Origin of the sequence: Flavobacterium rivuli WB 3.3-2 = DSM 21788 (genome assembly GCF_000378485.1) — a bacterium.
GTDB classification, from domain to species: domain Bacteria; phylum Bacteroidota; class Bacteroidia; order Flavobacteriales; family Flavobacteriaceae; genus Flavobacterium; species Flavobacterium rivuli.
This window is the reverse complement of sequence record NZ_KB899976.1, coordinates 1-23,853: the sequence shown is the minus strand read 5'-3', so window position 1 is coordinate 23,853 and position 23,853 is coordinate 1. Positions and strand designations below refer to the sequence as shown.

The window sequence follows — 23,853 nt, the reverse complement described above, 5'->3', positions numbered from 1 at the left end:
AGCTGCCAAAGATTAACCAAAATATGACTGCATTTTTAATCATATTTGAAACCATATCAACATTTCTTAGTTGTATAACTTTGACACTTTCGTTCTTTAACACCACCGTAGGTTGAGAAAGATGTTTTTGTTGTGTATATTTGACGTTTTATTATCTCATCAATTTATCTAAGCTACAATCCAATAATTATGGAGCAAAACCTAACATACATAGACTTATTTTGTGGCGCAGGTGGATTCTCACTTGGTTTCGAAAAAATGGGATTTGAAAATTTATTTTCTCTGGATATTGAGCCAAGTTTTTGCAATACCTATAAAGCGAACTTCCCAAGCCACACTCTGATAGAAAAAGACATTTTTAATCTAGCAAATGATGAGATCAGATATATTCTAGATGGTAAAGATGTAGATGTTGTTATAGGAGGCCCGCCTTGCCAAGGGTTTAGCATTGCAGGAAATATTGGACGAAAATTTGTCGATGATCCTAGAAATCACTTGTTTAAAGAGTTTGCTAGAGTGGTTTCCATAGTAAAGCCTAAGTATTTTGTGATGGAAAATGTTGCCAGGCTATACACTCACAATAAAGGTGAGACGCGCGACGAAATTATTTCTGTTTTTAAAGAGTTAGGATATCAAGTGCAATGCCAAATACTTAATTCTGCTGATTTTGGAGTTCCTCAAATTCGTAAAAGAGTGATTTTTATTGGCAGCAGATTATCCGATTACATTAAGTTCCCAGAAAAAAGCATTAATAAATATAAGACAGTAAAAGATGCCATAGATGATTTTCCCAAATTGGAGTCTGGGCAGTTATCTGATATTCAAAACCATGTAGCTATGAAGCATTCTGAGCAGATGCTGACGAAAATGAGCTTTGTAAATGATGGTGGCGACCGTTATCAAATTCCTGAAAAATTGCGACCTCTAACTGGCGATGTTCGAAAATATATAAGGTACAATAGCAGCCAACCTGCAATTTGCATAACCGGTGATATGAGGAAAGTTTTCCACTATTCCCAAAATAGGGCTTTAACTGTGCGGGAGCTAGCAAAGCTTCAATCATTTCCAAATGATTTCGTATTTACAGGTTCAACAATTTCTCAACAGCAACAAGTTGGGAATTCAGTTCCACCATTAATGGCGCAAGCAATTGCTAATACCATACTTAAAATAAAGAAACATGATGAATCGATTTCCTAAAGTCAATTTTATAGGAAATAAAGAAAAAATTTCTAGTTGGATTGCCAACCACATACCTACGGATGTAAACAGTATTTTTGATGCTTTCTCAGGTGGAGGTTCAGTTAGTTACCATGCGAAGGCTCTTGGATTAAAAGTTATATCTAATGACATCTTGGAGATTAATCATATGCTTTCAAAAGCTTTAATTGAGAATAATAACGAAGTGTTGTCCGATGAAGATATAGATACGATTTTTGAAGGAACACCAACCAAAGGTTTTATGTATAAACATTATTCAAATGTTTATTTCTTCCCAGAAGAATGCAAAGAATTAGATCTTTATAGAGAAAATATAAAAAAGCTTTCGTCAGACAATAAGAAGGCTTTAGCATTTATATTAATCAGAAGGGCAATGGTAAGGAAAATGCCATACTCCAGATTTACAATTAATTGGGAGAAAATTATTCAGCTGAGAGATGAAGATTATAGCTACTTAAAATATAAAAGAAAACGAGCATATCACAACGATTCCTTTAAGGCTCACTTTTTAAGTAATCTTCCTGCTTACAATAATGCGGTATTTGATAACGGTCAAGATAATATTTCAATCAAAGGTGATATTTTTGATGTCGCAACTACTGTACATGCTGACCTAATTTATCTTGATCCACCTTACACTGGAACAATGAATAACTACTTTGGTTTCTACGGTGTAATAGATGAGTATATAAATTCTAAAAAAATTGAACCATTCCAAAATAATTTTGTAGATAAGTCTACATCCATCGATTTATTTGATAAATTATTCTCTAAATTGCAGAACTTTAAGTACTGGATGTTAAGTTATAACAACTCATCCTACCCTACTAAAGAACAATTAATAGAAATAATTGGAAAGTATTCAAGGAATATTCAAGTCATCGAAAAACCTCACGTATATAAAATTACCGGAAAGGAAAAAAAGAAGACTAATACCGAATATCTTTTCTTAATAAAAAATGATTCGTATGAGGCTTCAAGTAAAACAGGAAGATATTGATTTCGCTAAAAAACAAATTACAGAATTTGAGAAAACTGATGCTGGTTCATGGAGATATAAAGGTGTTGAAGCCTGGCGAGGCATTGTTTGTGAAATGTTGACCGCAAAATGGCTTGCGGAACAATATACAGTTACTCACGATGCTAAGGGATTAGATACGTCAGGCGTAGCAGACGACTATGATCTTATTATTGGGAGTAAAAAGGTAGAAATAAAATCTGCAACAAAAAATTATTTCAAGAAGATAATGCCTAAAATACACGATATCAATGACAAGCCAAAAGATATATATGTTGGCGCAAAGTATGATGAAACAGTCGAGCCAAATTGCATAGACATATTAGGCTATTTGACTCGTGACGATATCAGAGAATACCCAATAGATAAAAATATGGGCGCATCATATTATGATGTTCCCATTTCAGCATTCAAGCCGATTACAAAAGAAATATTTGAATAATGGCTGAGCAAAATTACGAAGATTATTGGCGTTTGACGAATGCATTCACAGACTACAATGGAGCCAGTTTTTTAAGTACTCTTAGGATTTGCATTTCATTTATTGATGAGTATGCGCACGAAGATTATACCAATGAAAAGTATAATCGTCTGCAAAACCTTCTTCAAGTTGAATTGCAAATTGGCCTGATATCTGTTAGAAAGGCTATAAATCAATTAGTAAAATTGGGATTCATTAATTCATACTTGATTTCATACAACCTCGATTCATTGGAGTACTTAAATGCCAGGACGAATAGAAAACGTAAAAGTCTTTTATCGAAGATAGTTTATTCAAATTCAAGTTTTAATCGGTCAATCAATAGAGAATCTAACCTACAACAATTAAACTTTTTGATAAAGACACTTATTGAAAATGGTAGATTGAGTAAAAGCGAGATTATTGCATTGATGCTTGTAGATATTGAAGAAGTGACAAAGGGGTTTCTTAATTCTGAAGAATTGCTTTACTATGTGCAAGAAGCTACACAAATCCAATTTATAACCCGCAAATATAATCAGGTGGGATATTTATACAACTTGTTAGCAAAGTTGGATGACTTGATTTTTGTGGAGGACGTGCTTTATTTCAGGGAAGATGCACATCAAATTTTTGGGCATGAGATTGAAGAAAGACGAGTTAGAGATCAATATTTGCATAGGCTCTATAAAAATCAACTTCAAGAGGAAAGCATTCGAGTATTAAATGGCACTATGTGCATGGTAGAAAATCTATCTTATCCGGTCTTGATTGCCAGCCATATCAAACCTTTTTATCGATCAAACGATTACGAGGCATATGATGCAAATAATGGAATATTGCTTAGTAAAAATTTCGATTCATTATTTGATTTGGGCTATATATCATTTAATGATGATGGAAGTTTAATAATTTCCGAGAGATTGTCATTGGATGTTGCCACGGCAATTTCAGGATATTCGTTAGGCGATGTATTTCTTAACGAAAAAAGAATTGAGTACTTAGCATTTCACAGAGAAGAAGTATTCAACAAAAGATTCAGGTTTTCAGCGTAGCATAAAGGTCGATGGACAAATTTACTAAGGAGGAGCGCAGCAATATAATGCGTGCAATTAAAAGCAAAGACACCACAGAAGAATTGATGCTTGCCAAAGCGTTGTGGCATAAAGGGTTACGCTACCGAAAGAATAATAAAAGTGTATTTGGAAGGCCTGACATAACTTTTAAAAGATATAAAATAGCAATATTTGTTGATGGTGAGTTTTTTCACGGCTACAACTGGGAAGAAAGAAAATTTCGGATCAAATCTAATCAAGATTATTGGATTCCAAAGATTGAAAGAAACATTCAACGCGATAAAGAAGTTAATGAGTTTTTAATACAATCGGGATGGATAGTAATCCGGTTTTGGGGTAACTTTATAAAGAAAAACCTGAAAGCATGCGTTTCAGTAATAGAAGATGAGGTTGTAAAGGCTAAAATCGCATTCCTTAAGTGAAAAATTATAATTTCTAAGTGTGGCTGTAGATTATAGTAAGGGCTTTAATTTATCTCTAAAATTATACTTTAATTCTTATCCTTCGACTATGCCAAGAATTCATCCATGGCATATGTTTATGAATTATGAACTAAAAAAAACAGAAACGTATTTTAAAATTTCCAATTGTGGAAGGTATTTTAAGTAGTATAGTATAAAATTTAAAATACTTAAGTTTCTTATCTCTAAAAATTATATGGTTTAAACTTAATTGCAGTTAAATGTAATATTCATAATAATTTTTGTTAAATTTATTGGAATAATAAAAATAGGATTTCAAGTCTTAATAAAATTTAACACAAATGGACGGAGGTTATTATGCAATTAAAGGATTTGAATTTCAGATTGACAAAACCATACTAGAAGTATTAGAAGCAGTTGATGAAGATGATAGAATAAATTTGGAACAAATTCAGGATATTAATACGGCCGATTATGTTATGCAAATAAAGTATAGGGAAACGCAGAAATATAATCCGAGTAAAATCAGAGAACCTATTATTCAGTTATTAGAAGAGTTTAAGAAAAATCCATCTTCGAATTACTATCTATTTTGTCATTTCCAAGATAGACCTGAGCTTACTTCCAAACTGACGATAACAGAGTTAAACGAAATTTTTCAAATTACAATTAAGAGCAATTCTTCAAAGAAATTAGTGACGCAAGCTGTAAAAATCAATTCTTATACTTTAACTAATAAAGTGGCTTTTTTGGACAACTTCTTTCTGGTGTTTGCACCGAAGTTTCAAGACCAATTTGAAAAAACAATCTCAAGAATCAGAAATTTTTCATTTTGTAATTCAGATGATGAGGCCGTATTTTACTATTCCAATATTGCCGACTACTTTAGAAAGATTGTTATAAATAACACAAACGTTAAAGATAGGAATTGCTCAAGGAGGGAGTTAGTTAATTATGTAAAAAGCGGTCGAAAACTAGTTTTTACTTCGTCCTTTTTAGAATACAAAGGAGAAATTGAATATATAAAATATTTAAAAAGTCACTTTACAAAACCGTTAAAAAATCAAGAAAATTTTATTTTCATAGGCGCAGTTACTATTAATGATGAATTTACTATCGCTCAATTAATTGTCAGCTTCACTGCCAAATTTTACGAAAGAGCCACTTACGATATAAAACCACCAACTTTTATAATTCAGAGTGACAAAATAAATGAAATCAAGAAAGAGATTCTGAAATCAAATATTTGTTTTAATGATGGTTTTGAATCACTTGAATTTAATCCTGAATTATTTTTTCAAAGACCCGTAATTAACCGTAAAATGCAAAGCAATCGTAGAGTTTCTGATAGTCTTGCAATCATCTCATTTAAGTTTAGGATTATTTCCAAATCTTCATTCGACAAATACTACTGTAAGGAAATTAATCCCAATCGTGCGTATTATTTTGCTGAAGATTTTCACAATAAACTCAAGGACAACCAATCTATACAAATAAACAACATCAGTACAAAACAAATACTCAACCTTTTTAATTCTGACAAATGAATTCTGAAAATTTTAAAATTATAAGCGTATCCTCCAATTTTATTAAAATTGAGGTAATTGACCCCACATTGTTCGAAAATCAATTCAATATTGGAAGTTATATCAAAATCCCATACAAGAATATAAATACTAAATATGTAGTTGGAATAATTGAGAATTACAATATTAAAGATAAAAATTTTACAGAATCAAATGGTGGTAAAGAGGATACTCCAACGTCGGATCCCTCCTTTGTACTTGAAGTGAAATTGATAGGCACTATATCCAAAAATGGCATAAATGATATTTTTGAACGTGGTGGACATGGAATACCTTTGCCCCCAAATAACGGAATTGAGTTGCTAAATGAAGGCGAATTAAATAATATTTATTCTGGCAAAATTAGTCCCAATAATAAGTTTTGCTTTTCCAAATTAGTTCAAAATATTCAAATAGATGTTCCAGTCAATGGAAATAAATTTTTCAACAAACATTTTGCAATTGTTGGCTCCACTGGATCTGGAAAGTCTCATACAGTCGCGAAAATACTACAAGAGGCTATCAATGCTAAAGCTGGAGACTTTAAAGGTCTAAATAACTCGCATGTGGTAATCTTTGATATTCATGGTGAATATAAGACTGCTTTTCCTTCTGCAAATTATATTGACATTAATAATTTAATTTTGCCATATTGGTTGCTTAATAGTGAAGAACTTGAAGAACTTTTTATAGAAACTGAAACTAATGATCATAATCAGCGAAGTGCTTTTCAGGAATCGATAACTTCGAATAAGAAGATTAAAAGTAATCTTTATTCAGAATTAAAGGGTAAGCTAAATTACGATTCGCCTACATTTTTTGACTTAAGTGAAATCTTAATATATTTTAAAAACAGAAATAACGAGGTTAAAAATAAATCCAACGATATTGAGTGGAATGATCTAGAAGGTTCTCCTTTTATCTTCAATGAAGAAACAAATCATAAATTATTTACAGGAATTTTAAAGCCTCTTGAAAAAGGAACTTCAACGGGAACTCAAAATGCTAAATTCATAAATTTCATCAGCAGACTAGAAATTAAACTTAATGACAGGAGGCTTGACTTTTTACTTGGCGAAGCAGCAAAAAAAATATCTTTTTTTGATACAATCAAACAGTTTATTGGGTATCCATGCAAACTTGAAAATAATGGTGCCAATATTGACAAGACAGAATCAAATGTCACAATAATCGATTTGGGAGGAATTCCTTTTGAAGTGCTAAGTATTACAGTATCATTAATTTCAAGAATTCTTTTTGAATATGGGTACCAGGCTACCAAACTTTCGCGTCAAAAGGATGAATGTGAGGTTCCATTGCTATTAGTTTACGAAGAAGCACATAAGTATGTGCCAAAATCTGATTTAGTTAAATTTAGAGCTTCTAAAAACGCCATCGAAAGGATAGCTAAAGAAGGAAGAAAATATGGTGTTACTTTGGCTATCGTAAGTCAAAGACCTTCCGAGATATCAGATACCATTTTTTCCCAGTGTAATAATTTTGTAACAATGCGTTTGACAAATCCAGAAGATCAAAATTATGTTAAAAGGCTTTTACCTGACACATTAGGCAATTTAACGGATTCCCTATCAACTTTGCAGTCCGGCGAAGCATTAATAATAGGTGAGGCTATTGCATTACCATCATTGGTAAAGATTAACCTTTGCACTCCGGAGCCAAAATCTTCAGACATTAAATATTTTGAAATTTGGAAAGAAGCTTGGAACGATGCAAACATTGAAAACGTAATAAAACTATGGCAAAAGTAGTATCTCTAATGGATTGGTTGTCGCTAAACTAAGATTGCAGGACGACAAAAGTTCAATATGGGAAAATGTTTTTAATAGAAACATTTCGATCTGCGGCAATAAGAGTTTCGATAATAATTTGAAAATTATGTGTAATAGATAGCGAACAAGCTAAATCTGCAATTACTAGCTCTTACTGCAAATAATGAATTGGAAACCAATCTTGAAAAGAGCTTAATGTATGAATTTCAGTTTTGCATTAAATAAATGTTCGAACAATATTTTTTCTGCAATGTACCTTGAAGAGTGTCAAAGGTAAAGATAGTAGTTAAAATGCTTCATATTTAGAATCATATGTAAAATGTTCAATAAAAAACAGCTACATTTGCTCATAACTAACAGTTATATCGTTCTTTAAAATTAGATTAGCAGGTAGCGCAAAGTAATGATTTCTTACTTCCCTGGTAGAAAGTTCGTGGCACAATCAGAACGAACTTTATATAAGATAGCACTGAAGCGGGTTTGACTGTTTAAGTTCGAATCCCTCATCGCCCACAAATTATTAGAACTCTTCAGGAAACTGAGGAGTTTTTTTGTTTTATGCAATGCTGGTTTATTTTTACATGAATTAAAGGGTCAATATCAAAATCTGTGGAATTTATAATTTATGCGTATAACTTGTAAGACTGAAGAGAAAAAATTCTTTACATCGTAAATTACTAAATTTACAGCAGGCATATTTATTATATTTAACTATTGCACTTACAGTCAAAAAGTGCCTGAATTTAATTAGGGTCTACTGTGCCAATTAGGGCCGCCCCTAAAGTTTTCCATTTGCTCACTAAGGAGTCCACGCCACCTGCTGCATTAACAGAAATAGTGTCTCGCGGCTCAACTTGGTAAGCTTCTTCAATTAACGCATTTATTGTTACATTAGCCTTAGTACCGAGAAAAAATATAATGCTTTTTCAAAATCCTATCCGGGAATCCTTACGCGTTTCCGCTATGTTATGATAGCTTCTTATCTTGGCATTTACCCCGAGTACTTTAAGCAGAATCAAAAAAATGCATTGCGCACATAGAATGTATAGGCAAGGCATCAGGAATCGTCATATAAAAAAAAGTAAACTAATTATCAGCAATTAAAAGGAATGGAAAATCTTAGGTATAAATTTATTGAATATGAAGCTGAGTTTATCAGTTCAAATGGTTCTGAAAAGAGTATAGAAAACCTTTGCGACATAGTTTATATATTAAGAGATATTGAAAAAAGAAATTTTGAAGAAAATTATATTCTTGCGAAAATCTATAATATGTTAGGCGAAAATATATTTGCTTTAAAAATAATTGACAATGCGTTATTGACGGCTAAGGATATTGAAATTGAAAAATTTAAAGCTCTTCAAAATAAAATTAATGAACGTGATGTATGGAACACTAAGATATACAGAGACTTACGTGAATCGAAATTAATTAATGAGCCTACACTATTAAAACTTGAAGATTTTATATGTTTAAAAGATATAGACGATACTTACTATATGCAAATTTCAGATGAAATAAAGCATATTGTTATACTTAATAAAAATTTGAAAGCTCAGTCAGGATTTCCTGGTTGCAATTTTTATTCAGAAAATGAACCGGATGAAATATTACTTCAATCTTTAATTGAATATATTGAGTGGTTAGGCAAAATTAAAAATGAATTACTAACTTTTTATAACACTTCTAATTTTGATTACAAAACTTATAATGTGGGGCAGGAATGGTTTGATGGATTAAATGTTTTGATATATCGGTAACTATTGATGGAAATAGTAATTTTGAAGCAGAAATCATTTTACAGGATTACCTTCAAAATGATTCTGGTTTCTATTTAGAAATTGAAAACAAAACGCTGAAAAATATTAAATATACCCAACTATATCGTGAACTCATTTTGACTTATATACTTTAATCAAAAAAGTCACGATGAATTAGGTATTTACTGATGTTGTTTTATAGTAAAGCTTTATTTTAGAATAACGGACATATTATAAAACAAAAAAGCTCTTCATTTTACTGAAGAGCTTTTTACCTTACTGGCGGTCTGGACGGGACTCGAACCCGCGACCCCGTGCGTGACAGGCACGTATTCTAACCAACTGAACTACCAAACCAGTGCCTTATTGCGAGTGCAAATATAGTGTTTGTTTTTAATTTTTCAAGGTTTTTTTATTAAAACATATTAAAAAAATCCGGCATTTTATTCTCTTATAGTAAAGGGTCGGGCATACAGCTGTTTACATAAAAAATTATATTTGGGTGTATTATAAAATAAGGGGCTAAAATTTCAACTTTACTGGTTAACGAAACTAATTTTTCTGTAAAAATTGTGGGTGAAACATTTTTAAAACAAAAAAACTCCTTAATTGCTTAAGGAGTTTTCTGATTTAGGAATTAATTCCTGATCAAATTATTTTTTTACTGTATCAGTCTCAACTGTAGTAGTAGTTGTAGTTTTAACAGAGTCTGTAGTTGCAGGAGCTTCAACTTCTGGAGTAGCTGAAGTGTCAACTGCTGTAGTTTCAGTAGTTTCTACAGTAGTTTCTTCTTTTTTACCACAGCTTGTTAAAGAAAAAGTTGCAGTTAATACAAGAGCAGTTAATACGATTAATTTTTTCATGATATTATATTTTTAAAATTATGTTTTAATTATTTTTTTACTGTATCAGTTTCAACTGTAGTAGTTGTAGTAGTTTTAACTGAATCTACTTCAGCAGGAGCTTCAACTTCCGGAGTTGCAGTAGTATCAACTGCAGTTGTTTCAGTTGTTTCAGTTTCAGTTTTTTTGTCACCACAGCTTGTTAAAGAAAAAGTTGCAGTTAATACAAGAGCGCTTAGTACGATTAATTTTTTCATGGTTATATTTTTAATAATTATTATTTCGATGTTTTATCTTGTACAAATGTACATAGTTACACACTTCCTTTTTTACAAACGTGGTGAAACTGGCTTTTCACTTGGTAAAGGCAATAGGAAAAGCATATAAATTTGATTTACTTTACAGTATTAATACAAATAGATGCGCCTTTATACAATTATAATATCCTTATTGCTTACTATGTTACTGGTTGCGGCACCAGTACAGGCTCAGTATGCCGTACCTAAAAAGAAAGAAACTCCTGCCGAATTAAAAAAGGCAGCTAACAATTTGGAAAAGTCGTTAATTGAGAATGATAACTCTAAAATTGTACGTAATTACGAACTTTTAGCGCAGGAATTTGTTGATAAGGATGACCTTGCAAATGCAGAAAAATATTTATTTAAAGCGCTCGAAATATACACTGCCGCAAATAATATTACTGCCAGGGCCAGGGTTATACGAAATATTGCCAGGGTACAGGAGTACAAAAATAAATTAGACGCAGCAGGCAGGAATTATAAAGTTGCAGAAGAAACATCTACCAATAAAACATTTAAAACCATAAATTTAAACGATTACAATAGGTTAAAAAATAAGGGTAACGCCGCCGTTGAAGAAAAGTACCTTAATGCCAATATTACTTTGCTTAAAAAAGATAATAAAAAAGGAGAAATAGCTGATACGTATATACAACTTGCCGAATTAAACCTAACTAATACAGATACTGTTGCTGCATTAGAAAAGTATAAGGAAGCATTGCCTTATGCTAAAAACATTCCTTCAAAACTTATTAAAATATATAGCGAAATTGCAAACCTGTATGTTATTGGTAAACAATATGACCAGGCGGTTGCAACAGTGCAGGAATTAGTGGCCGAGGCAAAAAAAAATAAAGATTACAATACAGAGATTGTACAGTTACAGTACCTTGCTACCGTTTATTTACAAATGGATGATCCCGAAAATGCTGTAAACTCTCTAAAAGAATCGTATAAAATAGCATCTGTTAACGGAAAAACTTTTGAGGCAAGGGAGAGTATGATGCTGCTGGTAGATTATTATAAGTCGATACAGGATGACCAGGCGGGTATGGCAACTTATGAAGAATTTGTAAAAAACCTGGACCGCATAATACTATCTGATAACTCTTTAACCGATGCTAAAACGTTTAAAGTTACCGAAGAAAGAATACGCCGGCTGGAAAATGAAAAACAGTTTAAAGAAGAATTAATTACACGTAAGAGCACGTTTAATTATTTTTTGCTGGGCTCTATGGTGTTGCTATTATTGCTTTTAGGTTTTATTATCAAGGCGTTATACTCTATTAAGACTAAAAATAAAGAAATAGCCCTGCAATCTTTAAGACGCGAAATGAACCCGCATTTTTTGTTTAACAGTCTTAATAGTGTTAACCAGTTTATAGCGCAAAATAATGAGCTTGAGGCAAATAAATACCTTACCTCATACTCTAACCTTATGCGCAATACCATGGAAAATTCTAACAAAGATTTTGTAACACTGGGCAACGAGATAGAGAACCTTACAAAATATCTTGAGCTGGAGCACCTTCGTTTTAAAGACAAGTTTAATTTTGCAATTAATGTAGACGAAAGGCTCGACCCTGAGACAATATGGGTGCCTAACATGATCGTTCAGCCACATTTAGAAAACGCTATTTGGCACGGGCTTCGTTACAAGGAAGACAAAGGGCTGTTAAAAATGGAGGTTACACTTTTAGGTAAAATAATTAACATAACTATAGATGATAATGGTATAGGGCCTACAAGGAGCAGTGAGCTAAAAACACATAACCAAAAGGCGCACCAGTCGCGCGGCCTTACAAACACTAAAGAGCGTATGACGCTTTTAAACGAATTGTATAAAACAAAAATAGACTTTACAGTAACCGAAAAAGAAAGCCCCCAAACGGGTACTATTGTAGAGATTACATTCCCAATAATACACAAACCATAATGAGTTATTCTAAAATAAGAAGTGTAATTGTAGAAGACGAAACTGCAGCCAGGGAAGTGTTGCGCAGTTACCTTACAAAATACTGCCCGCAGGTAGAGATAGTGGGCGAAGCACAAAACAGCAGGGAAGCAATACCCTTACTGCATGAGCTTGAGCCACAGCTCGTTTTTCTTGATGTGGAAATGCCATTTGGCAATGCCTTTGATGTGCTGGAAGCCTGTGGCGACCTTGCATTTGAAACTATTTTTGTTACCGCTTTTTCTGAATATTCGTTAAAGGCACTTAATCGCAGTGCTGCTTATTACCTGCTTAAGCCCATTAGTATAGAAGAGCTTATTGTGGCTGTAAACAAGGTACACCAGGAAGTAATGAACAAAGAATTATTTAACCGCAATAAGGTTATTGTAGAAAACTACAGGGAACCAAAACCCGAAAAGCAGCAGGTTATACTGCCTACTATGGAGGGCTTTGAGATCGTGAAAATGGAAGAGATAATAAGGCTGAAAGGAAATGGCAATTTTACTGATCTATACCTTAACAACGGAAGTAAAAAAATGGCATGCCGCTTTCTTAAACATTTTTCTGAGATGTTGCCGCTTCCTTTTTTAAGGGTGCATAAATCGCATATTGTAAACTTAAACTATGTAAAACTTTACAATAAAGGCGGCTATATTACCCTTGAAGATGGTGCTGAAGTAGAAATATCTCCCACCTATAAAGAAGATTTTTTAAAGAATTTTAAGTGATTTAGCTTTGTGTATTATTGCCGGGTACAATCCTTGCTTTTCTGGAATTCATAAATTATTTCTTGTAAAATATATTTATAACTTGCTTCGCATTTTTATTAGGCGCTTGCTTACTGCTGTTTATGGCTTAAAGTATTGTTTTCCGGTTTGGTTGGCATAGCAAAATAGTTGGCCATTATTGTCATACAATTTAAATAGAGGCATTTTTTTACCAAAATAGTTATAGTTTACTAATAGTAAAGTTTTATCAAATACGGGTGCTATTGTTGTATTATTAGGATTGTCGTAAATAAAAACGCCATACTTATTGCCATTCCTTAAAACATAACCTCCATTAAAACCATCAAAGTTTGCAAATATAATTTCATCATATATTGCGGGTACTATAAACTTTTTGTTTTCAGTATCGTACAAACCCTGTTTGTTATTTTTGCTTATTACAACCTGGCCACTTTGTAACCTAAAGTTGGATATTCCTATTTCTTCTGTTTTTCGGGATGGTAATATAAATCTCTTTTAATATCTATTTTTCTAACTGTTGTTATCTTTTTTTCGTCTTTAGAGTTTAAAGGCGGTAGTGGCTTGCTGTTATTTGGCATATTAATAGATAAGCTACCGTAATCCTCCCTTTCATCTTCCTTCTTTTTTTCTGCAGGAATATCAACTATCGTTTCTGGTTCTGCAACGATAGTGTTATCACTCAACTTTAAGATTATTTTTTTGCCTACACCATTTTTATCTGCATAGACATGTGTAATCGTTCTGTCTTTATAATTTTGATGATAATTAAAGTTTATGCTTACAGGCTTACCGGCATCTATAAAAGTTTTTAAAATACTATTTAAGCTTTTGTCATATAAATACAATGACAGCTTATCATTTAAATCATAAGCATATATAAGGGATACATTTATTTTACGTGGTTCATCAATATCATCACATATATCAATTGCTTTAAAATCGCCTTTTAAAACTTTTTTTCCATTTAAGTCATACAGGTGTACAAGCTGGGTATGATCTCCTTTTACAGCATAATTATAATTTTTAAGTACAGTGTATTGTGTAGCCTGTACGAGACCGCCTTTTAGGTAATAATCATTATAAGTTTGATTATCTATTATAACTTTATTATTATAAATGAGCGATGATAAAATTGGGTTTTCATTTAAAATAAAGGCACACATATAATTGTAGCCATTATAGGTATTTGGTACAATTTTATCATATTTAGCAGGAATAAGCATTTTACCGTTAAAGTCTGACACGCCAAATTTTTTACCTACTCTAAACGGAACTCCAATTTCCTGGCTACGAAGCTCGCAGTTTAAAAAGCACATGGCTATAAAAGAGTATATTACTATTAATGTGAGTTTTTTCATGTGTAATTTTAAGAACTAATGTGTTACAATCTTAAGCCTGCCGAAAGTTAGAAAAATAATAGGAATATTATATGTGTAATGCTTTATAGCCAGTATAACTTTAAATTCCCGGGTTAAAAAAGCCTACAGCATTTCCCTGTTTTTTAAAAATCTAAATTGTTAACGTAGTCTTAAATTTCATTTCAAAATAAACTGTTTTATTTGTATGTTAGCGAAATAACTACAGTTGCAACAAATTACATCAAAATGCACAAATTAAATAAAATTATTATCCTGCTTATAGTAATGGGGTTTCGCCTAAGCATGTTACAGGCACAAACCACAATACTTGACCAAACATTACTAACACAACAAAGCTTTAATACATTTACCCCGGTTAGTGTAACGGGTACACAAGGCTGGAATTTTAGCGCTACTTATGGTGCTGTATGCAGCGGGTATGCTGCAGGGCAAAGCTACGAGAATGAAGACTGGCTTATAGGCCCGGTCATGGATTTGTCTCAGGCAGATAATGTGCTGCTAACCTTTAGCCACACCCGTGGCAGTGCACCAGTAATGAATGTAGGGGTAGAGCAGGGCTGGTACAAAGTGTATGCCACAGCATATTATACGGGTGTCCCGACTACTACAGAGTGGGTAGAACTTGAAGGCTTAAATCAGGATATAACTACAGCATGGCAATATGTTTCTTCGGGGCAGCTAAGTATTCCGGATGCAGCACGATCTGTATCTTCGCGCATTGCTTTTCGTTACATAAGCGGTGCGACAGTAAGTGCCACCTGGGAAATAAAAAATGTAAGAGTTACTGGCGAGACACAGAATACCAACCCCGGTACCGAAAGCGATTTTAAAATCACGAACTGGAATACCGAATGGCTGGGCTGTACACAGTTTGGCCCTGAAGATGAAAGTCAGCAAATAGATAATGTGGTAGCAGCAATGCTATCAATGAATTCTGATGTTTACTGCCTTCAGGAAGTTTCTAATACGGTTTTAAGCCCATCTATAGAAAGTATTGTGGCGCTTTTAGGGAGCGAGCAGTGGGGTGGGGCAATTGTGCCTGTAAACACCGGCGACTGTAACCAGAGGCAGGGGATTATTTATAAAAAATCTAAGGTGCAGCTTGTAAATTCGTCTGAGATGAGCACCGGTAATGCGGCTCAGGGCAACACGTACCGCTACAACTGGTCGGGTGGGCGTTATCCTGCAGTTTACACTATAAATCTTATCGCTGGCAACGCACTAATACCTGTTTCGCTTATAAACATCCATGCCAAAGCAGAAGACGGCGTTGCAGAAAGTTACACGCGAAGGTTAGGCGGTGCCGAGTCATTAAAAACAATTCTTGACGGTGCAACATACAATACGAAGAATGTAATTGTTATAGGCGATTTTAACGATTATCTTATTGGCACATCAAGCAACAGCTGCCAGTGTACTACATCGCCGTTTCAAAATTTTATGGATGATGATGATAATTATACCGGTATTACAAGCACTCTTACAGATGTAGATACGCGTTTTGGAATCCATCCCATTATAGAGAATATTATAATATCTGATGAACTGGCCGATAATTATGTAGTTAACAGCACTGCGCAGGAAGTAACAGTGCCACAAAATATTTTTAATTATTACAACACTACATCAAACCATTTGCCGGTTAGTGCTGTATTTCGATTTTCGACACTTGGTGTAGAGGCAAATCCTGTAGAAAAAGCATGGGCAATTTATCCTAATCCGGTAAAAGAGCTGTTAAATATTACTGCTTCTCATGCCTTAAATAATACAGTTGTAGAGGTGTATGACCTTACAGGCAGGCAGGTGTTTTACAGTAAACTGAATAATAATACAATTAATGTAAGCGCATTACCGGCAGGTATGTACATTTTAAAAATGGATAATAAAACCGGAAAGTTTATTAAACAATAGGGCTTTTAGTAAATATGCCATAAGTTTCCTGATATAATTAAGTTTAAAGGCCTTCTGTAAAGAGGGTCTTTTTTTGATTTAGCCCACTAAATATATTTTCCTTATTTTTGGGAGTTGATAACGCATTCCCAGTTGATGAAAAAAATTACATTATTACTTTTACCTTTGCTATTAGCTTCCTGCCAGTACTTTGATAAGCAGGTGCCTGATGAAGATGAGTTTTTGCAGCAGCGGCTAAAAGAAATTGACTGGAAAAAGGTAAGCAGCTATCCGTCACTCGCAGAGTGCGATGCCATAACTGATAAGGACCTTAAAAAGGAATGCTTTTTTAGCACCATGACGCGCCTTGTGCAGGAAAAGCTGGATACCGATACCATTGCAATGCTGTACCCCGAAATTGATACCATACAGGTTAAGGTTACGGTATACCCGGATGCTACCCTGAAATTTGAACCTCAAATTCCGCGGGATAGTGTTAAGTACGATTCGGTAAAAATAGACAGTATCATAAAAGCCCGCCTGGTAGATTTTCCTAAAATAGAACCGGCACAAAAAGAAGGTATTCCCGTTACTACAGAGTTTATATTACCTGTTATTCTCGATGTAAAGTAACATCCTGTGTTTCGTCATTTCTCTCTGTCCTGAACCTGAAAACATAATAGCTGCCTAATGCCACGGGTATAACAATATTTAGCAGCCATTGTAGCGTAGCAGCAAATACTACGATCCATTCATTTACCCCCGCCAGCCCAAAAAAGAATACAGCCACACTGCCACGTACCGCAAAATCTAAAAACTGAAATGTAGGTAATGATGACCCTAAAAAATAAACTCCTGTAATGGCGCTTAGCATAACAGGGTAGGGCAGGTGCACGCCAAACAGCAGGAATATAAAATAATGCTGATGGATAATACTTAGGTACCGTGCTAAGGCAAGCAGCAGGTTTTTACGGTTTACAGGCCTGGATATTTCATTTATGATTTTAAAGAATTTGTGCAGTGAATATCCTTTTATGTCTATTTTTCTGGAAAGGAAAACAGCAATAGTAATAGCGCCAATGCCAAAAAGGAGCAATACAAAAAGGCCGTTAGGAATAACCCCATAGCGCAGGTTAAAAAACAGTAAGCCTGCAAGCCCGGCCAGTACTGCTATAATAAGTTGTGCGCCATTACATATAAGGTTTAAAAAAACAATGTTTTTAGCCTGTGCTTTTTTATAATAGAGTGCTTTGGCGGCATATTCTCCTACACCATTTGGTGTAAACATACCCGCGGTTAACGATGCCAGTACCTGGTCTGTAGATTGGGCTACCGATATTTTTTTGAAAGATGAGATGAGGTTTTGCCACTTTAGTATTTCTATAAAACGGTTTAAAAAACTTAGCAGCAGTATAACGGCAACCAACCACCCCGAATTTTTGCGGGTTATGGCCTCTTCCAGGCGGCTCCAGTCCAGGTTGTCGTTTTGTGCTATACGGTCGTATATAAAATAAAATGCCCCGCCCACAATTAAAATTTTGGCCGTAAGAACGAGGAATTGTTTAGCTTTGCGTGATAGGGTAAACATCCTTGCAAAAGTAAATAAAATTGGCAAACGAACGTATTATATTAGGCATCGATCCCGGCACCACCATTATGGGTTTTGGCCTTATAAAAGTGGTGAATAAAAAGATGGAGTTCCTGCAGCTTAACGAACTTCAGTTAAGCAAATATGACGATCATTATGTAAAGCTGCGCATTATTTTTGAGCGTACCATAGAGCTTATAGAAACCCATCACCCAGATGAAATTGCTATAGAGGCGCCATTTTTCGGTAAAAATGTGCAGTCAATGCTAAAACTGGGCCGTGCACAGGGTGTGGCTATGGCCGCCGGGCTTTCACGCCAGATACCCATTACCGAATATGAACCCAAAAAAATAAAGATGGCCATTACCGGTAACGGGGCTGCCAGCAAAGAGCAGGTGGCAAAAATGCTGCAACAATTACTGGGGCTTAAAGAGTTACCTAAAAACCTTGACAGTACCGATGGACTTGCCGCTGCCGTGTGCCATTTTTTTAATACAGGAAAGCCGACTGTAGAAGGAAAAAGTTACAGTGGCTGGGATGCATTTGTTAAACAAAACGAAGAAAGGGTAAAAAAATAAAGATATATTTGGTGTTAATTAACATAACCAACAACCTTTATTTATGAAACACCTTAAAAAAGTATTTATTTTTTTATTTGCTGCTCTTATGGCATCTTGTTCTTCTGAAGATGCCGACGCTGTTAACGATGGCACAACACCCATAACCGGTGCCGATAATTTTACTTATAAAATAGATGGCCGTACTGTAGCTATAAACAACACGATTGCCCAACGTAGCGGGAGTACAATTGCTGTAGCAGGATATGCCGCTGACGGAACCGCCATTGCCGTTGAGTTTAATGAATTTGGTAACCTTAAAGATATTACTGCTTACTCTATAAGCAACTTTGATGTGCCTACACGTAGTGAATATCATTATTTTAAATCGAATTATATTAATTTTGAACTGGTTGCAATAGATGCAACTGCTAAAAAGGTTAAGGTTACATTTTCGGGTAAAGTATATGACGAAGAATATGATCTAACCAGCGACTATTCTACAGTTGAGGGTAGCTTTCAGGTAACTTACAGGGATGTAGTTCCGGAAGTTGCAGGCCTTGGCGTATTTGCAAAAATTAATAATGAAAATTGGTATACTACGGATATTACCCAGTCTGGTGGGTTTTTCCCGGGATCAGATATTACACTAAACGAATCTAACGATAGTAAGTACACTATTGGTATTATAACTAACCATGATAACAGTACTGTAGGTACACACAGTTTTGGCCCGGCCGTATCGTCTAATAAAGTTATACTTTCAGAATACAATACAACTACTCATGAAGATGTAGAATATACAAGTACGACAGGAACAATTAAAATTACTGCTAAGACAACAAATATTCTGTATACTATTATAGAGGGAACTTTTAGCTTAACGGCAAGGCATCCTACAAATGGTACTACGGTAACAGTTACTGATGGTACATTTAAATCGGTTTACACTAATTATTAAATTTCATATATTACTATTAAATGCCTGCTATTTGCAGGCATTTTTTGTTGTGTAAATTGTAGATTTGTTTTTAAAAACTATTTATTATGAACATACAGTCGGGTGCATTTTTTATAGAAAGTGATAACGAATGGGAAACGGTAGGTGAAGGCGTAAAACGCCAGATAACCGCATATAATACCACACTTATGTTGGTTAAAGTAGCTTTTGAGACAGGAAGCATTGGCGCTGTGCACCAGCATTATCATTCGCAGGCAAGCTTTGTGGCTTCAGGAAAGTTTGAAGTTAAGGTAGATGGCGTTACTAAAACACTACAAGCCGGCGATACCTTTTTTGCAATGCCTAACCTGCTGCATGGCGTGGTATGCCTTGAAGCCGGTATGCTTATAGATGCCTTTAGCCCTATACGCGAAGACTTTTTAAAATAGGATAAAAAGGTCGTAACTTTGCCGCATGGCAGGTATTTACATCCACATTCCTTTTTGTAAACAGGCGTGCACCTATTGCGACTTTCATTTTTCTACCTCCATGAAAAAAAAGGAGGATATGGTGGCTGCTATTGCGACAGAGATTTCAATGCGCAAAGTTGAATTTGCTAACGAAGTTGTAGAGACCATTTACTTTGGCGGCGGTACTCCATCGGTGCTTAGTAATACAGAGATACAATTTTTAATCGATGCTGTTTACCAAAATTATTCGGTAACCGAAAATCCTGAAATTACCCTCGAAGCTAATCCGGATGACCTTTCTAAAGACAGAATAATCCAACTGTCTAAAAGTCCCATTAACCGCCTTAGCATTGGCATACAATCTTTTTTTGAGGAAGACCTTAAACTGATGAACCGTGCGCATAATGCCCTTGAAGCCGAAGCCTGCCTTACCGAAGCTGTTAGGTATTTCGATAACATATCTATCGACCTTATTTATGGCACTCCCGGCATGGGTAACGACCGCTGGCTGCATAATGTTAATAAGGCGCTGTCGTTTGGCGTGCCCCATATTTCCAGCTACGCCCTTACGGTAGAGCCTAAAACTGCCTTGTATAAATTTGTAAAGAATGGTACCGTGGCGCAACCCAGCGATGAAGCTGCACAGGAACAATTTTTACTCCTGGTAGATGTTTTAGAGGCTAACGGTTTTGTGCATTATGAGCTGTCTAACTTTGGTAAGCAAAATTATTTTTCTAAAAATAATACGGCGTACTGGCTGGGCAAAAAATACATTGGGATAGGCCCGTCGGCACACAGTTATGACGGAACTTTCCGGAGCTGGAATATTGCTAACAATGCACTATATCTAAAAGATATTCAGGATGGTAAATTACCTGCCGGGAAAGAAGAACTTACCGTAGCCGACCGCTATAACGAATATGTTATGACGGGACTGCGTACCATTTGGGGTGTTAGCGTGAGCAGGGTAGCCACTGAGTTTGGTGCCGAATTTAAAAATTACCTTCTCGCAGAAGCGCATAAATATATAGAGCAGGGACTACTGGCATTGCAGGATAACATCCTTACTACGACGCGCGAAGGAAAATTCCTTGCGGATGGACTTGCAAGCGACTTGTTTTTTGTAGATTTGGAATAATAATAAACAATAAATCATTCTCATTTCCATTTCGACGAAGGAGAAATCTCGGGTTATTTTGAGATTCCTCCACTGCGCTACGCTTAGGTCGGAATGGAACACCAATCGTTTTTTTGATTAAAACATGAAAGCTACAATACAACACAATTCCCAATCATTTACTGTCGATCTTTCCAAACCTATAGATATATCCCTGCCGTTAACCGCTGATGGACTTAACCCAATTGCATGGTATTTAGACCAGCCAACTATAGAGCCTGTAACTATGGGAGACTGGATAGGAAGGGTTAGTGAAGGATCTTCTACCAATTTTAATAACATATTTTTTAACCCGCATGCACACGGTACACATACCGAATGCCTGGGGCATATTACTAAAGACTTTTATAGTATTAACGTTGCTTTAAAGAAGTTTTTCTTTGTGGCAGAGGTTGTTTCTATTGCGCCCGAAGTTCAGGGCGATGACCTGGTAATTACTAAAGGGCAGATAGAAACAGCGCTCAACGGTAAAACTCCCGAAGCAATTGTACTGCGCACGCTGCCTAACGATACGGTTAAACAATCTAAAAATTACAGCAACAGCAATCCGGCTTATTTAGAAGAGGCTGCGGCTGCTTACATCCGCGAATGCGGAATAGAACATTTATTGATAGACCTGCCAAGTGTAGATAAGGAGAAAGATGAAGGTAAATTAGTGGCCCACAAAGCATTCTGGAATGTAAAAGATGTAAACAACCTGAATGCCGATGCACGCCATAATGCTACCATTACCGAAATGGTTTTTGTGCCCGACGCAGTGCCCGACGGAAGGTATCTGCTTAATTTACAAATTGCCAGTTTTGATAATGATGCTTCACCGTCTAAACCTATATTATTTCAGATTTAAATTATTTAATTCAGAGTGTCAAGGTTTAGTGTAGCTGGCTCCCCTCTTGAGAGGGGCTGGGGGTGTGTTGCAACTTAGCGTCTATTGTAATATATTTTTAATGAATAAACATGAATACACTTATAAAACTTGAAGAAGCCGCCATGTTACTGTTAGGTATTTACCTCTTTAGCCTTCTGCCGTATGCGTGGTGGTGGTTTCCGGCATTGATCCTCGTACCCGACCTGTCGTTTACAGGATACGCATTTGGTAATAAAGCAGGGGCGTGGGTTTATAATTTGGCACACCATAAAGCCATTGCAATTGCTCTGTATATTGCAGGATACTATACTTCACTACCGCAATTTCAGCTTGCCGGAGTTATCCTTTTTGCACATTCCAGTATGGACAGGATGCTGGGTTACGGACTTAAGTATGAGAAAGGTTTTAAGTTTACCCATTTAGGGGAAATAGGGAAGTAGACTAACAGAATACAGACAAAAGATGAGAAATAATAGACCGGTTCTTTAGAATTTCAACATTAAGACTTTTTATTAAAATGACAATACAGGATTTTTACGAATACTGCCTTTCTAAAAATGGCGTTACAGAACATTTTCCGTTTGATGAAGATACCCTTGTGTTTAAAGTGGGCGGTAAGGTTTTTGCACTTTCGTCACTTAGCAAATGGGAAAGTGGCGAGGCAGCTGTAAACCTTAAATGCAACCCGGAAAGGGCAATAGAGTTAAGAGAAGAGTATGAGGGTATACAGCCGGGTTTCCACATGAGTAAAGTACATTGGAATACTGTAACCATTAATAGCGATGTGCCGTTGAAACTGTTGCACGAGCTAATAACCCATTCCTACGAACTGGTGTTTAACAGCCTGACCAAAAAAGTACGCGAGAGTATATAAAGCAAAATGCCCTTCCGGAAATGAAAGGGCATTTGTATATAACCTGTTTTTCTATTAATACGCGTTAGCAATAATCTGCTCAAACAGCTCCTGCCTGCCACTTATTTGTTTAGGCTCGCCGTTTTGGCGTGCATAAATATTAAGATCTTCAAGGGTAAGGCCGCCTTTTTCAAATTCCGCACCTTTACCGCCATCAAAAGAGGCATAGCGTTCTTTGCGAAGTTCGGTATATTTTGTGTTTTTAAGGATATGTTCTGCGCTGATAAGTCCGCGTGCAAAAATATCCATACCACTTATGTGTGCTATAAATTTATCTTCAAGGTCGGTAGAATTCCTGCGGACTTTGGCATCAAAGTTAATACCACCGCCCTGTAAGCCACCTGCCTGAAGGAAAACAAGCATAGCCTGTGTAACCTCATAAATATCTATTGGGAACTGGTCGGTATCCCAACCGTTCTGGTAGTCACCACGGTTAGCATCAAGAGAGCCTAACATACCTGCATTAGCGGCAAGCTGCATTTCATGCTCAAAAGTATGCCCTGCAAGGGTAGCATGGTTAACCTCAAGGTTTAATTTAAAGTCGTTTTGTAATCCGTATTTATTAAGGAAGCCAATACAGGTAGCAGCATCAAAATCATACTGGTGTTTCATAGGCTCCATAGGCTTAGGCTCTATAAGGAATGTTCCTTTAAAACCCTGGCTGCGGGCGTAATCCCTGCATATGGTAAGAAATTGTGCCAGATGGTCCTGCTCACGCTGAATATCAGTATTCAATAAACTCATATACCCTTCACGGCCACCCCAAAAAACGTAGTTCTCTCCACCTAATGCGATAGTAGCATCAATAGCAATCTTAGCCTGTGCACCGGCATAGGCCACTACATCAAAGTTAGGGTTGGTAGAGGCACCATTCATGTACCTTGGGTTGCTGAACAAATTCGACGTTCCCCAAAG

The 23,853-nt window shown here is 35.5% G+C and carries 25 protein-coding genes and 1 tRNA gene; 19 read left to right on the top strand and 7 right to left on the bottom strand.

Annotated elements, in window-relative coordinates; genetic code table 11:
* Positions 1-189: 189 nt before the first annotated feature.
* From F565_RS0118425 to F565_RS0118390, 8 genes are all read left to right on the top strand, one after another.
* A complete protein-coding gene (locus F565_RS0118425; protein WP_020214720.1) occupies positions 190-1,200 on the top strand; it encodes a DNA cytosine methyltransferase in 1,011 nt (336 codons plus the stop codon).
* Positions 1,181-2,221, top strand: a complete 1,041-nt coding sequence (locus tag F565_RS21990; RefSeq protein ID WP_020214719.1) for a DNA adenine methylase — start codon at positions 1,181-1,183, stop codon at positions 2,219-2,221. Before F565_RS0118425 ends, F565_RS21990 begins: the two co-directional genes overlap by 20 nt.
* The gene (locus F565_RS0118415) at positions 2,190-2,681 is read left to right on the top strand and encodes a hypothetical protein (protein ID WP_020214718.1); all 492 of its coding nucleotides are present in this window, start codon (positions 2,190-2,192) and stop codon (positions 2,679-2,681) included. Before F565_RS21990 ends, F565_RS0118415 begins: the two co-directional genes overlap by 32 nt.
* On the top strand, positions 2,681-3,754 hold the full coding sequence (locus F565_RS0118410) for an HNH endonuclease (protein WP_020214717.1): 1,074 nt from the start codon (positions 2,681-2,683) through the stop codon (positions 3,752-3,754). Before F565_RS0118415 ends, F565_RS0118410 begins: the two co-directional genes overlap by 1 nt.
* An 11-nt stretch (positions 3,755-3,765) precedes the next feature.
* Positions 3,766-4,197: a very short patch repair endonuclease gene (locus tag F565_RS0118405; RefSeq protein ID WP_020214716.1), complete on the top strand. Its 432-nt coding sequence runs from the start codon at positions 3,766-3,768 to the stop codon at positions 4,195-4,197.
* Positions 4,198-4,538: 341 nt separating this feature from the next.
* Entirely contained in the window at positions 4,539-5,744 is a 1,206-nt protein-coding gene (locus F565_RS0118400) for a hypothetical protein (protein ID WP_020214715.1), read from the top strand.
* Positions 5,741-7,531 carry an ATP-binding protein gene (locus F565_RS0118395; RefSeq protein WP_020214714.1) on the top strand — a complete coding sequence of 597 codons (1,791 nt, stop codon included), beginning with the start codon at positions 5,741-5,743 and terminating at the stop codon, positions 7,529-7,531. Before F565_RS0118400 ends, F565_RS0118395 begins: the two co-directional genes overlap by 4 nt.
* Before the next feature lie 1,130 nt (positions 7,532-8,661).
* Entirely contained in the window at positions 8,662-9,312 is a 651-nt protein-coding gene (locus tag F565_RS0118390) for a hypothetical protein (RefSeq protein WP_020214713.1), read from the top strand.
* A gap of 280 nt (positions 9,313-9,592) precedes the next feature.
* Here the strand turns inward: F565_RS0118390 and F565_RS0118385 are convergent.
* From F565_RS0118385 to F565_RS21985, 3 genes are all read right to left on the bottom strand, one after another.
* Positions 9,593-9,669 (bottom strand) — tRNA-Asp (locus tag F565_RS0118385).
* 296 nt (positions 9,670-9,965) lie between these two features.
* Positions 9,966-10,175 (bottom strand): hypothetical protein, encoded by a 210-nt coding sequence (locus F565_RS0118380; protein WP_020214712.1) that lies wholly within the window; start codon positions 10,173-10,175, stop codon positions 9,966-9,968.
* 29 nt (positions 10,176-10,204) lie between these two features.
* Positions 10,205-10,411 (bottom strand): hypothetical protein, encoded by a 207-nt coding sequence (locus F565_RS21985; protein ID WP_020214711.1) that lies wholly within the window; start codon positions 10,409-10,411, stop codon positions 10,205-10,207.
* Positions 10,412-10,574: 163 nt separating this feature from the next.
* Between F565_RS21985 and F565_RS0118365 the strand changes: the two genes are divergently transcribed.
* Positions 10,575-12,389 (top strand): tetratricopeptide repeat-containing sensor histidine kinase, encoded by a 1,815-nt coding sequence (locus F565_RS0118365; protein WP_020214709.1) that lies wholly within the window; start codon positions 10,575-10,577, stop codon positions 12,387-12,389.
* Complete coding sequence (locus F565_RS0118360; RefSeq protein WP_020214708.1) at positions 12,389-13,135, top strand: LytR/AlgR family response regulator transcription factor; 747 nt, start codon at positions 12,389-12,391, stop codon at positions 13,133-13,135. The genes F565_RS0118365 and F565_RS0118360 overlap by 1 nt, the downstream gene beginning before the upstream one ends.
* 120 nt (positions 13,136-13,255) lie before the next feature.
* Here the strand turns inward: F565_RS0118360 and F565_RS0118355 are convergent, their stop codons facing one another.
* Together F565_RS0118355 and F565_RS0118350 are read right to left on the bottom strand one after the other, a co-directional pair.
* On the bottom strand, positions 13,256-13,549 hold the full coding sequence (locus F565_RS0118355; RefSeq protein ID WP_020214707.1) for a hypothetical protein: 294 nt from the start codon (positions 13,547-13,549) through the stop codon (positions 13,256-13,258).
* 62 nt (positions 13,550-13,611) lie between these two features.
* The gene (locus F565_RS0118350) at positions 13,612-14,514 is read right to left on the bottom strand and encodes a hypothetical protein (RefSeq protein WP_020214706.1); all 903 of its coding nucleotides are present in this window, start codon (positions 14,512-14,514) and stop codon (positions 13,612-13,614) included.
* A 246-nt stretch (positions 14,515-14,760) separates the two neighbouring features.
* Here F565_RS0118350 and F565_RS0118345 point away from each other — a divergent pair, with 246 nt between their 5' ends.
* Positions 14,761-16,446: a T9SS-dependent choice-of-anchor J family protein gene (locus F565_RS0118345; RefSeq protein ID WP_020214705.1), complete on the top strand. Its 1,686-nt coding sequence runs from the start codon at positions 14,761-14,763 to the stop codon at positions 16,444-16,446.
* Between the two features lie 135 nt (positions 16,447-16,581).
* Entirely contained in the window at positions 16,582-17,058 is a 477-nt protein-coding gene (locus F565_RS0118340; protein WP_020214704.1) for a hypothetical protein, read from the top strand.
* Here the strand turns inward: F565_RS0118340 and F565_RS21980 are convergent.
* On the bottom strand, positions 17,039-18,013 hold the full coding sequence (locus tag F565_RS21980; RefSeq protein ID WP_020214703.1) for a lysylphosphatidylglycerol synthase domain-containing protein: 975 nt from the start codon (positions 18,011-18,013) through the stop codon (positions 17,039-17,041). The genes F565_RS0118340 and F565_RS21980 overlap by 20 nt on opposite strands.
* Before the next feature lie 20 nt (positions 18,014-18,033).
* Between F565_RS21980 and ruvC the strand changes: the two genes are divergently transcribed.
* The 7 genes from ruvC (at position 18,034) to F565_RS0118300 (ending at position 22,899) form a co-directional block, all read left to right on the top strand.
* Positions 18,034-18,591, top strand: a complete 558-nt coding sequence (gene ruvC / locus F565_RS0118330; RefSeq protein WP_020214702.1) for a crossover junction endodeoxyribonuclease RuvC — start codon at positions 18,034-18,036, stop codon at positions 18,589-18,591.
* A 43-nt stretch (positions 18,592-18,634) separates the two neighbouring features.
* Complete coding sequence (locus F565_RS0118325) at positions 18,635-19,531, top strand: hypothetical protein (RefSeq protein ID WP_020214701.1); 897 nt, start codon at positions 18,635-18,637, stop codon at positions 19,529-19,531.
* An 86-nt stretch (positions 19,532-19,617) separates the two neighbouring features.
* Positions 19,618-19,959, top strand: coding sequence for a cupin domain-containing protein (locus F565_RS0118320; RefSeq protein WP_020214700.1), 342 nt, complete (start codon positions 19,618-19,620; stop codon positions 19,957-19,959).
* A 25-nt stretch (positions 19,960-19,984) separates the two neighbouring features.
* On the top strand, positions 19,985-21,118 hold the full coding sequence (hemW, locus tag F565_RS0118315) for a radical SAM family heme chaperone HemW (RefSeq protein ID WP_081621364.1): 1,134 nt from the start codon (positions 19,985-19,987) through the stop codon (positions 21,116-21,118).
* 124 nt (positions 21,119-21,242) lie between these two features.
* On the top strand, positions 21,243-22,004 hold the full coding sequence (locus F565_RS0118310; RefSeq protein WP_020214698.1) for a cyclase family protein: 762 nt from the start codon (positions 21,243-21,245) through the stop codon (positions 22,002-22,004).
* 110 nt (positions 22,005-22,114) lie between these two features.
* Complete coding sequence (locus tag F565_RS0118305) at positions 22,115-22,465, top strand: DUF4260 domain-containing protein (protein WP_020214697.1); 351 nt, start codon at positions 22,115-22,117, stop codon at positions 22,463-22,465.
* 77 nt (positions 22,466-22,542) lie between these two features.
* Positions 22,543-22,899 (top strand): MmcQ/YjbR family DNA-binding protein, encoded by a 357-nt coding sequence (locus tag F565_RS0118300; protein WP_020214696.1) that lies wholly within the window; start codon positions 22,543-22,545, stop codon positions 22,897-22,899.
* Between the two features lie 54 nt (positions 22,900-22,953).
* On the opposite strand, the gene F565_RS0118295 is transcribed toward F565_RS0118300, so the two are convergent.
* The coding region (locus F565_RS0118295; protein WP_026300166.1) for a xylose isomerase at positions 22,954-23,853 on the bottom strand (900 nt) is incomplete at its 5' end.

Excerpts from the sequence above, each read along its gene's own strand:
- F565_RS0118425 (WP_020214720.1), top strand. The coding sequence starts at position 190 with ATGGAGCAAAACCTAACATACATAGACTTATTTTGTGGCGCAGGTGGA.
- F565_RS21990 (WP_020214719.1), top strand. The coding sequence starts at position 1,181 with ATGATGAATCGATTTCCTAAAGTCAATTTTATAGGAAATAAAGAAAAA.
- F565_RS0118415 (WP_020214718.1), top strand. The coding sequence starts at position 2,190 with ATGAGGCTTCAAGTAAAACAGGAAGATATTGATTTCGCTAAAAAACAA.
- F565_RS0118410 (WP_020214717.1), top strand. The coding sequence starts at position 2,681 with ATGGCTGAGCAAAATTACGAAGATTATTGGCGTTTGACGAATGCATTC.
- F565_RS0118405 (WP_020214716.1), top strand. The coding sequence starts at position 3,766 with ATGGACAAATTTACTAAGGAGGAGCGCAGCAATATAATGCGTGCAATT.
- F565_RS0118400 (WP_020214715.1), top strand. The coding sequence starts at position 4,539 with ATGGACGGAGGTTATTATGCAATTAAAGGATTTGAATTTCAGATTGAC.
- F565_RS0118395 (WP_020214714.1), top strand. The coding sequence starts at position 5,741 with ATGAATTCTGAAAATTTTAAAATTATAAGCGTATCCTCCAATTTTATT.
- F565_RS0118390 (WP_020214713.1), top strand. The coding sequence starts at position 8,662 with ATGGAAAATCTTAGGTATAAATTTATTGAATATGAAGCTGAGTTTATC.
- F565_RS0118380 (WP_020214712.1), bottom strand. The coding sequence starts at position 10,175 with ATGAAAAAATTAATCGTATTAACTGCTCTTGTATTAACTGCAACTTTT.
- F565_RS21985 (WP_020214711.1), bottom strand. The coding sequence starts at position 10,411 with ATGAAAAAATTAATCGTACTAAGCGCTCTTGTATTAACTGCAACTTTT.
- F565_RS0118365 (WP_020214709.1), top strand. The coding sequence starts at position 10,575 with ATGCGCCTTTATACAATTATAATATCCTTATTGCTTACTATGTTACTG.
- F565_RS0118360 (WP_020214708.1), top strand. The coding sequence starts at position 12,389 with ATGAGTTATTCTAAAATAAGAAGTGTAATTGTAGAAGACGAAACTGCA.
- F565_RS0118350 (WP_020214706.1), bottom strand. The coding sequence starts at position 14,514 with ATGAAAAAACTCACATTAATAGTAATATACTCTTTTATAGCCATGTGC.
- F565_RS0118345 (WP_020214705.1), top strand. The coding sequence starts at position 14,761 with ATGCACAAATTAAATAAAATTATTATCCTGCTTATAGTAATGGGGTTT.
- F565_RS0118340 (WP_020214704.1), top strand. The coding sequence starts at position 16,582 with ATGAAAAAAATTACATTATTACTTTTACCTTTGCTATTAGCTTCCTGC.
- F565_RS21980 (WP_020214703.1), bottom strand. The coding sequence starts at position 18,013 with ATGTTTACCCTATCACGCAAAGCTAAACAATTCCTCGTTCTTACGGCC.
- F565_RS0118325 (WP_020214701.1), top strand. The coding sequence starts at position 18,635 with ATGAAACACCTTAAAAAAGTATTTATTTTTTTATTTGCTGCTCTTATG.
- F565_RS0118320 (WP_020214700.1), top strand. The coding sequence starts at position 19,618 with ATGAACATACAGTCGGGTGCATTTTTTATAGAAAGTGATAACGAATGG.
- hemW (WP_081621364.1), top strand. The coding sequence starts at position 19,985 with ATGGCAGGTATTTACATCCACATTCCTTTTTGTAAACAGGCGTGCACC.
- F565_RS0118310 (WP_020214698.1), top strand. The coding sequence starts at position 21,243 with ATGAAAGCTACAATACAACACAATTCCCAATCATTTACTGTCGATCTT.
- F565_RS0118305 (WP_020214697.1), top strand. The coding sequence starts at position 22,115 with ATGAATACACTTATAAAACTTGAAGAAGCCGCCATGTTACTGTTAGGT.
- F565_RS0118300 (WP_020214696.1), top strand. The coding sequence starts at position 22,543 with ATGACAATACAGGATTTTTACGAATACTGCCTTTCTAAAAATGGCGTT.